Origin of the sequence: Staphylococcus sp. M0911, from assembly GCF_003491325.1 — a bacterium.
Taxonomy (GTDB): Bacteria; Bacillota; Bacilli; order Staphylococcales; family Staphylococcaceae; genus Staphylococcus; species Staphylococcus warneri_A.
In genome coordinates this window covers 622,864-637,469 of record NZ_CP022881.1, presented here as the reverse complement: position 1 = coordinate 637,469, position 14,606 = coordinate 622,864, and the positions used below count along the sequence as shown (strand labels likewise).

Here is a 14,606-nt window from a genome sequence, read left to right as displayed (position 1 = left end):
AAATGACGAAATTGAAACAATATTTTAACAATTTATTGAAATCGCTTACAAAACTGACATAACAGTCTTTTGCAAAACCGCAATTTTACTACATTTACAATAAACAACCTATTTTATAATTTTTATTAAAAAGAACATCATACAAGACTTTTTTAATTTTGAAATAGGATAACAGTTACTGTTTTAGATTTTCTTATTTAGATGATTTAAAGTCTTACTTATATATCCAATTAAGTATCTTTAACGTTTCTACAATTATGGTTTATGATATACTTTTCATATCATCATTAAGGAGTTCGTTATGAGTCAAACATTAATTAAAAAAGCATTTAAAATTTCAGCTATATTTTTAATTATCTTTTTCTTACTCAATTATTTTTCAGTTAAACACCCGAATTTAATACCACTTATTGGTAAATCTATATTAGCTGCAGTTGCATTCTTTTTAATTTATGTAGTTGCTTTTACTGTTTTAGATTCTCCAGAGAGAAAAATAAAATTTGGTACTACATTACCTATAGCAATCATTATTGGTTTAATGATTGGTGCATTGATATCACAGATTCAAATAGGCGTTATAATAGGAATCGTTATCGGTATCTTAGCTGGTTTTATTTGGGAATATATTGAAAAACGAAATGGAGGTCAACGTTAATGTCAGTATTGATTGGCGTCATCATTTTAATTTTATTAATTATAAGTTTTATACCGAATTATAAAGCCATGAAATTAGCAAAATCACAAGGTCAAAAGACAACACGTTTTGCCATAATGGTTGGTATTGATGCGATTTTGATCGTACTAATTTTAGTTACATTACTATTAAAAGTCATGTAGCAACTTATTTGATATATGAAGAAACCCGTTTCTAAATGAGTTAATGATCTCAATCTGAAACGGGCTTTTTTTTATAGTTTACCTTGTAATAATAGAAAGTATCCAATTGTAGCTAAAATCAAATAAATAACTGTTCCTACTACAAATGATCTTACATGCACATGAAATGGGACACGTTTATTAAATATCGGACCTAAGATTAAATTACCTATCCCAATAATAAGTGGGCCCGCTATAAAAAAAAGAATCGTGTATAACATGACACACCTCCTATTTCACTTCAAAAAATCGTTGAACAATATCATCAAAATCTATATCTTTGGCAATATAGTTCACTGAAGTGAAATCTTGTTCTTCTGTCATCACATTAGTGTTAACGATGACATCCAATCCAGCTAAATTGGCAGCAGTTGCGCCATTAACTGAATCTTCTATTGCTAAACAATTTGTTGGATTATAATTCAATTGTTGCACCGCTGTTAAATAAGGTTCAGGATCAGGTTTGACATTAGAAACATCTTCCCTCCCTACAATGACATCAATATATTCATCTAAACCTAATTTATGAAAAGTAGGCAGTATATCTTCTCTATGACTACTAGTGGCAATAGCCATTGGAATGTGACGTTGTTTTAAATATGCCATTAATTTTTCAATCGTTGCAATCATTGGAAGTTGGCTACTTGTATCATTATGTTCTTTATATATTGCTTCTTTCTTCTCTAAACCAAGTAATGATTCTAAATACTGATGAAGTTCAGTTGCTGCACCACCTATCGATCTACGATAGAATGCTAACGATATGGGTGCTTCGTTGTGTTTTGCTAAATGTTTATTGATGACATCGAAAAGATGTTTTTCTGTATCGATAATCGTACCATCAAAATCAAATACAACTGCTCTGTACATAATATATGCTCCTTTGTCTCTCTTAAGTTAAACATGCTCATTGATTCATATTTTAACATAATCACTCTTTACATTTCCCTCAAATGTGTATTAGAGACGCTTACTTTTAGACGACCAATACTTAGCAAGAATAGGCCCTGAAATATTGTGTACTAAGCTAAACACTGCTCCAGGTACGGCAGCTAAAGGACTGAAATGAACGGTAGCAAGCGAAACTGCTAAACCAGAATTTTGCATACCCACTTCAATAGCAACCGCCTTTTTATCTGGATAATCCATTTTAAACACTTTAGCTAATAGATAACCAATTGTATATCCTAACACATTGTGTAATATGACAACTGCAAAAATGAGCAATCCTGTTTTTAAAATTTGTGCTTTACTACCTGCAACTACGGCTGCCAGTATAAGTGAAATCGCAATAACAGACACGAGTGGTAATGCTGTTGCTGCTTTATGAGCAAATTGGTGCGCTATCTTTTGGAAAATAAATCCAATGATAATTGGAATAAGTACCACTTGAACAACAGACCACAACATGCTTGTGAATGATACATTTAGCCATTCATGCGCAAAAAGATAAATCAGTGCTGGTGTGACAAAAGGTGCAATCAGTGTTGAAACACTTGTAATTGCTACAGATAATGCTACATTTGCTTTAGCTAAGTAACTCATGACATTACTAGATGTTCCTCCTGGACAACAACCAACTAGAATGACACCAATTGCAATCTCTGGTGGCAAATGAAAACCTTTGGCAATCAGAAAAGCTAATGTTGGCATAATCGTAAACTGTAAAATCACTCCGATAATGACAGGTTTGGGTGATTGTAAAACAATCTTAAAATCTTTGGGATCAATCGTCATCCCCATTCCTAGCATGACAACACCTAATAAGTAAGGGACAAATCCTCCTAATATAGACAATTGTGATGGAAACACAAAACCGATTATAGCTGCCACTAACATCCAAAATATAAATGTCTTAGTCGCAAATTGACTCATACGGTCCAACATATAAACACATCCTTTATCATTAATAATGACAAATATTATCACAACACAGAAGTATGAACAATATTATTTTCAGAATTTTTCGATATTTTAAGATGTATCAATTCTTTGTAATGAGATTTTAATAAAATGCTATACACCATGATACACTTGATTTCACTAGCTTCTCATCTATATTCTACTTAACCTTCATTCAAAAGTCCTAGTGAATATCAAAAAGAAGCGTGGTACAATCAATTTAACGAAATAAAAAACAAATATCCTACTTAACCATATATTATTTGAGCCACGTACGAATGTTAGCAATTGGGAGGCATAACATGTTGATATACAAATTTGAAACCTATATCATCAATATCGCAGATTTAAAGTCGCGATCATCACGCAAATCTTTAACAAAGCTTTGTAAACAACTTAAGTTTTGTGAATCATTTCAATACCAAATCTTTAAACAACAAGGTATGTACGCTTTAGAAGTCAGCTTACCTAAACAACAATTACCTTACTTTATTACCTTTTTAAGTTTTCATAACTTTACCATCTACCAAATTTTATCACCAAAGCACTTAGACGAATTACTTGATTCAGAGCGTTTGTACCAATCTGCTAAACGATTTGAATTATCTATCGATGGCTTGCAAGACGCATTTATCAAAGACAAAGTGATCGATATTATGAATATGTATATGAATCATTATGATATCAGCTATACATTAAATAAAAATTGTGCAAGTATCATTTGTCCTCCTGATATTTTTTCTAAATTACTACATACGGTAGCAACACGTAACATAGATATTCTTTCAGCAGGATATAAATCTAAGGCGATTAATAAAGCAAGAATTTCATAATTCGTCCACTTATCCAAGTATTAAACAAAAGGGATTCCGAAACTACAATGTTTCAGAATCCCTTTTATATATTTATTTTCCGTCGTTATCATATACTAAGTGTTCAAATGCTTCTCTCACTTGTGGTACAGACATACCGACTACGACTTGTACACTTTTCCCACTTTTAACTAGACCATGTGCCATTTGATTATGTGTGAAATAACTACTGTCTTCTACTTTGTTTTCATCATTAACTGTTAATCGTAAACGAGTAGTACAATTTGTAACATCTTTAATATTCTCTTTACCGCCTAGACCTTCTAAATAATAAGCTGCTTTATCATCATATTCATTTCCAGTTGATTGAGACTTTGATGCCTTGCCTTCGCCTTTTTTCTCTTTGTAATCTTGTTTAGAGAATAGTTTAACTTCTTCTTCATTTTTACGACGACCTGGTAACGGAATATCAAATTTCAATATTAAAAATCTAAATAATACATAATAAATACCTACAAATATTAAACCAATAACCACTTGAATCACATATGTCATCCAATGTTCTTTACCAAGTGGTATCCAGTTTGTAGCTAAGAAGTCTAAAACACCACCGCCCATGTTACCTACTAATCCAAAACCATACATGATTGTATCCATTGTTGCTGCAAGTAATGCGTGCAATACGAATAAATATGGTGCAATAAATAAGAATGTAAATTCTAATGGTTCTGTAATACCTGCGACTACAGCTGTAAGTGTTGCCGGTATTAATAATGCAGCCACTTTTTTTCGATTCTCTTTTGGTGTTGTGGAATACATTGCCAATGCAATACCTAAACAACCGAATACTTTTCCGTTACCTTGTAACATAAATCCGTACGGGAATTGTTCTTTTAATGGCTTACTACTCTCTGCAAATTGATTTAAATGTTGCAACCATTCCGCTTTAAGTCCATGATTGACAACGACAGGGCCCACTTCAATAGGTGCATAAATGAAATGATGTAAACCGGTTGGAATCAATACTCTTTCTAAGAAATGATATAACCACACACCTACATATCCTGATCCGATAATAAAGTGTTGTACTGACGCAATACCATGTTGAACTGTAGGCCATACCACACAAGTAATTGCCGCGACAGGTAACATCACAAAGAACGAAATCGTCACTACAAATGTTAATCCTTGGAATACGCCTAACATTTCTGGGAGACGTTTACTATAATAACGATTATGAATCCATGTAATAATCCCTGAAATAATAATTCCACCTAAAATATTGGTATCTAATGTTTCTATACCAGCAATTGCTTTTAGGCCAGTAACATTTTCAACACCTTTTTCTAAATTGGCACCAAATGTATGTGGCCATTGTGTTAATATCGCATTAATAAATGTATTAAACATTAAATAGCCCATTAATGCAGCTAGTGCTGCGTGGCCTGGTGCTTTTTTAGCTAAAGATAGTGGCAACCCTACTACAAATACAATTTCCATGTGGTTAAATATAACCCAACCACCAGACTCTATCACTGACCAAAATTTAAACCAAAATGTATGTTGGTCTGCTAAACCACCCATAATAGTTGGATTTTTGAATAATGTTGCAAACCCCAGTACAATCCCAAAGAAAGCAAACATCAAGACAGGTACAATCATTGCACTACCAAAACGTTTGATTGCATTCATTATAATAACCTCCATATCCCAATTTCTTTCTGTTCCACATTGAAAATGAGTTTAAATCATTCCTTTCAATGTCATATCTTATTTCTAATATATAGTAAACGCTTACATAACCACAACGTCATTGACGCATTTTGAAAGTATTTTGTATAATCAGATTATGTTTTCTTATGATGAAAATTTTTTCAACACTAATAAATGAGGTGTCGTCATGTTTCTAGATGAACGTGTGAATGCGAACTTTAATCAACTTAATGACAATGATTTACAAATTGCGAATTTCGTTAATACCCATGTTGATTTATGTAAAAATTTAAAAATTCAAGACTTGGCACAACATACACATGCTTCAAACGCTACAATACATCGCTTTACACGAAAATTAGGATTTGATGGTTATAGCGACTTCAAATCATTTTTAAAATTTGAAAGTGAAAAGAAAAATCAATTACCTTCTGACTCTATCGAATCATTTAGACAGGAAATTGAAAATACATTTAATTATTTAGATCGTATAGATTATGAGCTACTAACTAATAAAATGAATGATGCCGGAACGATATATTTATATGGAACGGGTAGAGCTCAAATCAATGTGGCTGAAGAAGCACAAAGAATATTATTAACAATGCATAAAAACATCATTATTCTTTATGATGAACACGAATTAAAAATGGTCTTAAACAAAACCGTACCGCAAGACCTTTTCTTTATCATTTCGCTATCTGGTGAAACTTATCAATTAAAAGAAGTAACACAGCTATTGCAATTGAGACAAAAATATTTTATCTCAGTCACAACGATGAAAGATAATACGTTAGCCCAACAAGCAAATTATAATGTGTATGTATCTAGTAATACATTCTATTTAAATGATGGCACTGATTATTCAAGTTTTATTAGTTATCATATTTTCTTTGAAACACTGCTCAGAAAATATAATGAACGGAAAGAAAAAGGTGAACTCAAATAATCATTTTGTCTATAAAGATAAAAAGCCAGTAAATGAACTTTCTTAAATTCATTTACTGGCTTATATATTACTATTGATTAATTCAAATTAATTATTTTTCTGTTCTTCAATTTCTTCTAATACTGCATTCATTTTGTCAAACATAAGTTCAAATCCATGCGCAGTTGAATCATGGTATTCTTTCTTTTTCTGTTTGTATTCAAGATTGGTTAATCTTCTTTCACGTTCCATATATGATTGATAATAGAAGAACATTTGGGTGCCACCTGATTCACGTTCGAAGAATTCTACTTCTATAATATCCTCCTCGTTACTTAAGCCTGGCATACCTATTGTCATTTTAATAAATTCATCCATGACTAATTCTTCGTATGTACCTTCGATAATATTTTGTTTACCATTTCTACTATCAACGATACGATACTTACCACCTTCTTGGACATCAGCTTCAAATGATTTATTCGTACGTTTCGACGTCATAAACCATTGTTTGAGAATATCTTCTTTCGTCCAAGCTTCATAAATTGTTTCTGGTGAATATTTTAATAAACGTTCAATATCAATTTCTACATATTCATTTTCCACATTATACTTTGCCACTTTCAGTCACCTACTTTCACTCTTAATACTATTTTAACGTATTTGTTCAAACTTCCAAACATTTATACATTAAAAAAGATTGCGCTTCTACACATTTAGTCTAGTTTACCATTAAAACACTGACTTGAAACATTTTCTCTGTATTGTTCTATTTATCAATTAAAAAACCGAGACTAAATCGTCTCAGTTTATAATCGTTTTATGCTTTGTTTTTTAATTTTGGATAACCAATTAAAATAGCAATCAATCCGCATACACCAAGCATGATAGGATAAATACTATAAGGAACGAGTAAGAATGGTGAGATGCCCGCTACTCCTGCAGCTGAAATCACTTGAGGACTATATGGTAATAAGCCTTGGAAACACCCACCAAATATATCTAAAATACTAGCTGATTTACGTGGATCAACATCATATTCATCTGCAATATTTTTAGCTAATGGTCCTGACATAATGATTGAAATAGTATTATTAGCTGTTGCAATATCTGCCACACTTACTAAACTGGCAATGCCTATTTCAGCTCCTCGTTTAGATTTCACGCGACCTCTGACTACATTTAACAACCAATCTATACCGCCATTATGTTGAATAAGTCCTACTAAACCACCAATTAATAAGGCAATCATAGCAATATCTTCCATACCTATAATTCCTTTAGATACAGCACTTAGTAATCCTTTCCAACCAAATGAGCCATCAATAAGGCCAATGACTCCAGATAAAACTGTCCCACCAATAAGGACGATAATCACATTGACACCAACTAGCGCTAGTATCAACACCAATAAATACGGAATGACTTTAACTAATTGGAAATCATAACTTTTAGAATGATCCATGGAAATTCCATTTGTTAGGAAAAATAGTACAACTATGGTTAATATCGCACCTGGCAAAACAATTCTAAAGTTTACTTTAAATTTATCTTTCATCTTCGTATGTTGTGTACGTACAGCCGCTATCGTAGTATCAGAAATCATAGAAAGATTATCTCCAAACATAGCGCCACCAACAACTGTAGCCATAGCTAAAGCTGCAGATACATCTGTAGCTTGTGCAAATCCAAATCCTACCGGTGCAATTGCTGCTACTGTACCTACTGATGTTCCCATTGAAATGGAAACAAACATACAAATGATAAATAAACCGACTATAATTAAGTTTTCAGGAATAAGTGACAACCCTAAATTTACAGTTGAAGTCACGCCACCCATTTTCTCTGTCGTCGTTGAAAAAGCGCCTGCTAAAATAAAGATAAGCATCATTAAAATAATATTTGAATGACCTGCACCTTTAGTAAACACTTCAACTTTAGTAGCAAATTTTTCTTTGCGATTCATCAACAAAGCAACGATTACCGTAATCGTTATCGCAACATTTAAAGGCATTGTCGTGAAATCACCTGATATGATACCTACACCTAAAAATAACAACATAAATAATAATAACGGAAATAACGCCCAAGCATTACCCTTTTTTGTTTCTTTCATTATTAGACCTACTTCCTTAAATAAAAAAATACCTCTTTACTTTATAATAAAGAAAAGAGGTCCATCTACAACGATTATCCCCTTATCTTCAAACCTAGATAGGTTACTGGAATTGGCACATGATTCAATGTTGCCGAAGCTTCACAGGGCCAGTCCCTCCACTTCTCTTGATAAGTGATTCATATTTAACGTTTACGTTACAAGATAATTCCTACGACGTCAATCATAAATTATAACTTCGTCGTAAAATATTTTTCATAAATAATTAATGCAACAGCAACTACGAATAATATTGCAATAGCTATACCAAAGGCGACCCACCATTTTAAATAAAGTGATACCATCATTAAAATAATAGAAATGATTGTCATACTAATTATCAGTATTTTTAATTGTTGTTCACGTTGTTTAGAGATGACTTTATAATCTCGATGGTTTTTCCTTTGCGTATCATCTTCAATTTGTAATTTAGTTTCTATATAAAAAACAAACGTCATAGTTACCAATACAATTAAGAAAGTAATCCATGTATAATTTTGTTGAAATAATATCATCATAAAAAATACAATCCATAAACAACCGATAATAATACCTAATAACCGGTCGATTGTTTTATTAATCCATATGATATGATTTTTAATATTTTTATTAACAAAATACAGATTTTTTAATGCATTGGTTAAAGCAAATAAAAGTAATAAAATGATTAAAAACCATTGATTCGTAGTAAATAATGAAAATACAACTATAGCGATTATACCTATTATGAACGGAGCAATCCTTATAAACGTATCTTTCACCATGTTATTATCTCCTTTAGATATAAGATTTCTATTGCAATTTGTCGTATAAATTACCTATCCCTTAGATATATCTGTATTCTTTAATTAAATTCCATTCTTTAAAAAGGTTAATAATTTTATATTTTTATTTTACATTAAACATATTTTTATTCCAAATTCATAATAAAATTGGATATAGTTATCATATAATTTGTCACAAAAAAATGGTCGATAAAGTATTAACACTTTATCGACCAACTGCTATTCATTAGTTAATTTGAATGCCGCCTGTCACACCGAAGACTTGTCCGGTTGTATAACTTGATTCTTCAGATGCTAAAAGTACATATGTTCCTGATAGTTCAACAGGTTGACCTGCACGGCCAAGTGGTGTATTTTTACCGAATTTCGGAATATTACGTTGTGGTTGTCCACCAGTAATTTGTAAAGGTGACCAAAATGGTCCTGGTGCCACACAATTGACACGAATACCTTTTGCGCCAAGCTCTTCTGATAAACTTTTCGTCAATGAGATAATGGCAGCTTTTGAAGCGGCATAGTCGTGTAAGATAGGGCTTGGATTATATCCTTGAACAGATGACGTTGTAGTAATTGATGCCCCAGGTTGTAAATACTCTAATGCTTTTTGTACTGTCCAAAATATTGGATATACATTGGTTTCAAATGTCTCTTTAAATGATTGAGTATCAAATCCTCGAATATCATCATGGTATTGTTGATGTCCAGCGACTAATGTTACATTATCAAGTCCACCAAGCTGTTGATGTGCTTCTTCGACCATGTCATAGTTAAATTGTTCATCACGTATATCACCAGGTATTAGCACTGCTTTTTGTCCCGCTTCTTCAATCACTTGTTTAACGTCTTGTGCGTCTTTGTCTTCACTTGGAAGATAATTAATCGCAACATCTGCGCCTTCTTTAGCATAAGCAATAGCTGCTGCGCGTCCAATGGCAGAATCGCCACCTGTGACTAACATTTTATATCCTTTTAATCGCCCGTGTCCGACGTATGATGTCTCACCACAATCGGGTTCAGGTGTTAATTGACTTTGCAAGCCTGGAAGTGGCTGCTCTTGTTTTTCATAGTCTGTTGATTTGAATTTATTTCTAGGATCTTGTGCTGACATTTTAAATTCATCTCCTCAATTTGTATATGTTGTCATATACCCAAGGTTATCCAGATGTTAATCATATTATCTTTATACAATGTATAGTGACTATTGATTCAGAAGACGTTTCGCCAGTGTCACAAAATAAGTTGGCACTTTTTCTAAAATACGCTCATCTGGATCATATAAAGGATGATGTAAGTCATACTCACTATTAGATCCTATGAATGCAAATACACCAGGATACGTTTCTGTATAACCTGAAAAGTCTTCACCAATCGTTAATGGTAAATCCATCATTGAGACATGATAACCGATATCTTTTGCTACTTCTATCGCCATATCAGTTAATTCATCATCATTAATTACTGTTCCAGGAAGTCGTGTATATCGGCAATCTACCTGTATATTAAATGTTCGTGCTAAACCATCAGCAATATCATTCATTCGTTGTTCGATATATGCTCTATGTTCTGGTTTAAATGAACGGACAGTCCCTTGTACATAGGCTTGATCGGCAATGACATTCCATGTATTTCCACATGAAATTTCACCAATAGTAACAACTGCATTATCAAAAGCAGATAAATTTCTACTTACAATCGTTTGTAAACTATTAATCAGTTGACCTAAAGCAACGGTTGGGTCATTACCCTGTTCTGGTTTAGCAGCATGTGCCCCTTTTCCTTTAATCTCAAATTCGAAGCGATCTACAGCAGACGTAATAGGCCCTTTCTTTATAGCAAAGTCACCAATGTCCATCGTTGGATAATTATGGAATCCTAATACTGCTTTCACACCATCTAATGCCCTTGTATCTACTACCTTTTTAGCTCCATGACCTAGCTCTTCAGCCGCTTGGAATATGATTCTCACTCGACCATTTAATTCACTCTCTTGGGCTTTCAATTGTGTTGCAACCCCTAATATACTTGCCATATGAATATCATGACCACACGCATGCATGACACCTTGATTGGTTGATGTAAATTCATGTTCAACTTGCTCATTGATAGGTAGTGCGTCTATATCAGTTCTAATCGCAATCATTTGGTCCCCTTGTCCAATTTCTGCAATTAATCCTGTATCTAACGGTAAATCTAAAATTTTTATATCATGTGCTTCTAATATACGTTTAAGTCGTTGCGTAGTTTCATATTCTTCCTCTGATATTTCAGGGAATTGGTGAAATGTACGTCGCCAATTCACGTAATCTGTATAACCAGTCATTGATATCTCCATCCCTTTCAACCTAAAACTATTTTTCTATATATACTAACATAATTGTCAAACTTTTCTAAAAATATATTTTTTCTCCTTTTATTATAAACAAAAAACCGTACCGACAACGTCGGCACGGTCATATCAATGAACACTTTGTCCTAGTCTAATGAAAATTCATTATCCACAATGACTCTACCATCTTTAATCACTTTTTGAGCATGGTTGATACCAAAGTGATAAGGAATATATTCATGGTTCGGCGCATTCCAAATAACAATGTTAGCTTTGTCACCTTCATTGATTGTACCTGCGTCTAAATCAATTGCTTTTGCTGCATTAACTGTTACAGCATTCCAAACTTCATTTGGTGAAAGTTTTAATTTTAATGCGGCTATTGCCATTGCCAATTGTAAGTTATTAGTTACGCTACTACCAGGATTGTAGTCAGTTGCAATAGCGATAGCCCCATCATTATCTAACATGCCTCTTGCATCTGCATAATCGTTTTTATCTAAATAGAATGTCGTTGCTGGTAATAATACGGCTACTGTGTCACTATTTTTTAATTTAGCTTTACCTTCTGCACTTGAAGCAACAAGATGATCAGCAGAAATTGCATTTTCATCAATAGCTAACTCTAGACCACCAAGTGGATCAATTTCATCAGCATGAATTTTAACTTTAAATCCTGCCTCTTTCGCTTTTTGCATATAATGTCTAGATTCTTCAACTGAGAATACACCTGTTTCACAGAAGATATCTGCAAAGTCTGCATATTCTTTAACTTCTGGTAAAAGTTCAATCATCTCATTTAAGAACGCCTCATTAGACTCCGCTTCTTCTGGAACCGCATGTGGTCCTAGGAAGGTGTGTCTCATATCTAAACCGTATTTCTCTGCTAAACGATTAGATACTCTTAATTGTTTCAATTCATTTTCTTTATCTAGACCATAACCACTTTTACTTTCAACACCTAAAACACCATGTTGAATCATTGTTAGTAAATCGTGTTCAGCTTTTTTGAATAAATCTTCTTCACTTATGTCACGTGTGGCTTTAACTGTTGATAAAATACCGCCACCTGATTCTAATATTTCTAAATAAGATTTACCTTGACGTTTCAATGACATTTCATGTTCTCTTGAGCCACCGAAAACTAAGTGCGTGTGTGCATCAATCAATGATGGTGACACAACTTTACCTGTTGCATCAATCACTTGTTCAGCATCATATTTATCAGTATGTGATCCTGAATATACAATTTTGCCATCGTTCACAACGACCGTACCATTTTCAATCACATCTAGTTGATCAAGTTCTGCACCTTTTAAAGGACGATCAGTTGATTTTGGTAAAATAAGCTCTTTAATGTTTTGAATAATTAAATCGTTCATTATTTATCACCTGCTTCATCAATCATTGGAATTTTGATGCCTTTATCTTTTGCCGTTTGAATGGCGATGTCATAACCAGCATCAACGTGTCTTACTACTCCCATACCCGGATCTGTAGTTAATACACGTCCTAATCGACGATCTGCACGTTCTGAACCATCTGCAACAACAACCATACCAGCATGTAATGAATAACCCATACCTACGCCACCGCCATGGTGGAATGAAATCCAAGAGCCACCTGCTGCTGTATTAATTAATGCATTAAGTACAGCCCAGTCACCTACTGCATCACTTCCGTCACGCATACCTTCTGTTTCACGGTTCGGACTTGCTACTGAACCAGAATCTAAATGATCTCGTCCGATAACAATCGGTGCAGAAATTTCACCATCACGCACTAATTTATTAAGTGCTAGACCCATTTTGGCACGTTCTTCATAGCCTAGCCATGCAATTCTTGATGGTAAACCTTGGTAAGAAATTTTTTCTTCTGCAAGATCTAACCAACGAATTAATTTTTCATTATCTGGGAATAACTTTCTCATTTCTTCATCTGCACGTTCAATATCTTTTGGATCACCACTTAACGCTGCAAAGCGGAATGGACCTTTTCCTTCACAGAATAATGGTCTAATATATGCCGGCACAAATCCTGGGAAATCAAATGCATTTTTCACACCGTTGTTATATGCAACTTGACGGATATTGTTACCATAATCAAACGCAACAGCACCTTGTTTTTGGAATTCAAGCATTAATTCAACATGTTTGGCCATTGAATCTTGAGATAATTCTACATATTTTTTCGGATCTTCTTTACGTAGTTTTTTAGCTTCTTCAACTGAGTAACCTTGTGGGACATAACCGTTTAATGGGTCATGTGCACTTGTTTGGTCAGTAATAATATCAATCTTAAATCCTTTGTCTAAAATAGCTTTGTGAATGTCTACTGCATTACCTACTAATCCAATAGATAAAGCTTCCCCTTTTTGTCTAGCGTCTTCAGCTAATTTTAATGCTTCATCTAAATCGTTAGTTTTGATATCGCAATATTTTGTTTCGACACGTTTATCAACACGACTTTCGTCGACATCTACACAAATAGCTACACCATTATTCATAGTCACAGCAAGTGGTTGTGCACCGCCCATACCACCTAATCCAGCAGTAAGTGTTACTGTACCAGTTAAATCACTTTGATATTCTTGATTACCAAGTTCAGCAAATGTTTCATAAGTACCTTGAACGATACCTTGTGAACCAATATAAATCCAACTACCTGCTGTCATTTGGCCATACATCATTAAGCCTTTTTTATCTAGTTCATTAAAGTGATCCCAGTTCGCCCATTCAGGTACTAAAACTGAATTTGAAATTAATACTCGTGGCGCTTCTTCATGTGTTTTAAATACCGCTACTGGTTTACCAGATTGTACAAGCATTGTTTCATCTGCTTCTAAATCTCTTAATGTATTTTCAATAGCTTCAAAGGCTTTCCAGTTACGAGCAGCTTTACCAATACCACCATATACCACAAGCTCTTCTGGGTGCTCCGCTACTTCTGGATCTAAGTTATTATATAGCATTCGTAGTACTGCTTCTTGTTCCCAACCTTTACATTCGATATCTAACCCTTTTTTTGCATGAATTTCTCTCATTACTATCTCTCCCATCCGAAATAATATCAAAATCCAAAAATAAATTAAGTTTCTCTTTAATCATTA

15 protein-coding genes and 1 riboswitch are annotated in these 14,606 nt (G+C 33.5%); of the genes, 4 read left to right on the top strand and 11 right to left on the bottom strand.

The window, feature by feature from the left end:
* Positions 1 to 301: 301 nt before the first annotated feature.
* Both ssp1_RS02930 and ssp1_RS02925 read left to right on the top strand, forming a co-directional pair.
* Positions 302 to 655 carry a hypothetical protein gene (locus tag ssp1_RS02930; RefSeq protein ID WP_075778193.1) on the top strand — a complete coding sequence of 118 codons (354 nt, stop codon included), beginning with the start codon at positions 302 to 304 and terminating at the stop codon, positions 653 to 655.
* Complete coding sequence (locus ssp1_RS02925; RefSeq protein WP_002451980.1) at positions 655 to 837, top strand: hypothetical protein; 183 nt, start codon at positions 655 to 657, stop codon at positions 835 to 837. Before ssp1_RS02930 ends, ssp1_RS02925 begins: the two co-directional genes overlap by 1 nt.
* 71 nt (positions 838 to 908) lie before the next feature.
* On the opposite strand, the gene ssp1_RS02920 is transcribed toward ssp1_RS02925, so the two are convergent.
* The 3 genes from ssp1_RS02920 to ssp1_RS02910 all read right to left on the bottom strand — a co-directional run bounded on the left by ssp1_RS02920 (position 909) and on the right by ssp1_RS02910 (position 2,763).
* Complete coding sequence (locus ssp1_RS02920) at positions 909 to 1,097, bottom strand: hypothetical protein (RefSeq protein WP_049424085.1); 189 nt, start codon at positions 1,095 to 1,097, stop codon at positions 909 to 911.
* A gap of 10 nt (positions 1,098 to 1,107) precedes the next feature.
* Positions 1,108 to 1,746 (bottom strand): HAD family hydrolase, encoded by a 639-nt coding sequence (locus ssp1_RS02915; protein ID WP_049424086.1) that lies wholly within the window; start codon positions 1,744 to 1,746, stop codon positions 1,108 to 1,110.
* A gap of 90 nt (positions 1,747 to 1,836) precedes the next feature.
* Positions 1,837 to 2,763 (bottom strand): bile acid:sodium symporter family protein, encoded by a 927-nt coding sequence (locus ssp1_RS02910; protein WP_075778192.1) that lies wholly within the window; start codon positions 2,761 to 2,763, stop codon positions 1,837 to 1,839.
* Positions 2,764 to 3,080: 317 nt separating this feature from the next.
* Here ssp1_RS02910 and ssp1_RS02905 point away from each other — a divergent pair, with 317 nt between their 5' ends.
* Positions 3,081 to 3,611, top strand: a complete 531-nt coding sequence (locus tag ssp1_RS02905; RefSeq protein WP_118828108.1) for a hypothetical protein — start codon at positions 3,081 to 3,083, stop codon at positions 3,609 to 3,611.
* Between the two features lie 72 nt (positions 3,612 to 3,683).
* Here the strand turns inward: ssp1_RS02905 and ssp1_RS02900 are convergent, their stop codons facing one another.
* The gene (locus ssp1_RS02900) at positions 3,684 to 5,282 is read right to left on the bottom strand and encodes an alpha-glucoside-specific PTS transporter subunit IIBC (RefSeq protein WP_002451975.1); all 1,599 of its coding nucleotides are present in this window, start codon (positions 5,280 to 5,282) and stop codon (positions 3,684 to 3,686) included.
* Between the two features lie 208 nt (positions 5,283 to 5,490).
* Here ssp1_RS02900 and ssp1_RS02895 point away from each other — a divergent pair, with 208 nt between their 5' ends.
* Positions 5,491 to 6,252: a MurR/RpiR family transcriptional regulator gene (locus ssp1_RS02895; protein WP_002451974.1), complete on the top strand. Its 762-nt coding sequence runs from the start codon at positions 5,491 to 5,493 to the stop codon at positions 6,250 to 6,252.
* A gap of 87 nt (positions 6,253 to 6,339) precedes the next feature.
* Here the strand turns inward: ssp1_RS02895 and ssp1_RS02890 are convergent, their stop codons facing one another.
* The 7 genes from ssp1_RS02890 to hutU form a co-directional block, all read right to left on the bottom strand.
* A complete protein-coding gene (locus ssp1_RS02890) occupies positions 6,340 to 6,852 on the bottom strand; it encodes an SRPBCC family protein (protein WP_002451973.1) in 513 nt (170 codons plus the stop codon).
* A gap of 199 nt (positions 6,853 to 7,051) precedes the next feature.
* Entirely contained in the window at positions 7,052 to 8,347 is a 1,296-nt protein-coding gene (locus ssp1_RS02885) for a Na+/H+ antiporter NhaC family protein (RefSeq protein WP_037552513.1), read from the bottom strand.
* Between the two features lie 79 nt (positions 8,348 to 8,426).
* Positions 8,427 to 8,524: riboswitch (SAM riboswitch) on the bottom strand.
* A 53-nt stretch (positions 8,525 to 8,577) separates the two neighbouring features.
* The gene (locus ssp1_RS02880) at positions 8,578 to 9,150 is read right to left on the bottom strand and encodes a hypothetical protein (RefSeq protein WP_075778188.1); all 573 of its coding nucleotides are present in this window, start codon (positions 9,148 to 9,150) and stop codon (positions 8,578 to 8,580) included.
* Positions 9,151 to 9,397: 247 nt separating this feature from the next.
* Positions 9,398 to 10,279 carry an SDR family oxidoreductase gene (locus ssp1_RS02875; RefSeq protein ID WP_002451970.1) on the bottom strand — a complete coding sequence of 294 codons (882 nt, stop codon included), beginning with the start codon at positions 10,277 to 10,279 and terminating at the stop codon, positions 9,398 to 9,400.
* 90 nt (positions 10,280 to 10,369) lie between these two features.
* Positions 10,370 to 11,491 carry an amidohydrolase gene (locus ssp1_RS02870; protein WP_107535875.1) on the bottom strand — a complete coding sequence of 374 codons (1,122 nt, stop codon included), beginning with the start codon at positions 11,489 to 11,491 and terminating at the stop codon, positions 10,370 to 10,372.
* Positions 11,492 to 11,643: 152 nt separating this feature from the next.
* Positions 11,644 to 12,879 (bottom strand): imidazolonepropionase, encoded by a 1,236-nt coding sequence (hutI, locus tag ssp1_RS02865; RefSeq protein WP_107535876.1) that lies wholly within the window; start codon positions 12,877 to 12,879, stop codon positions 11,644 to 11,646.
* Positions 12,879 to 14,540, bottom strand: a complete 1,662-nt coding sequence (hutU, locus tag ssp1_RS02860; RefSeq protein WP_002451967.1) for a urocanate hydratase — start codon at positions 14,538 to 14,540, stop codon at positions 12,879 to 12,881. The genes hutI and hutU overlap by 1 nt, the downstream gene beginning before the upstream one ends.
* Positions 14,541 to 14,606: the final 66 nt, after the last annotated feature.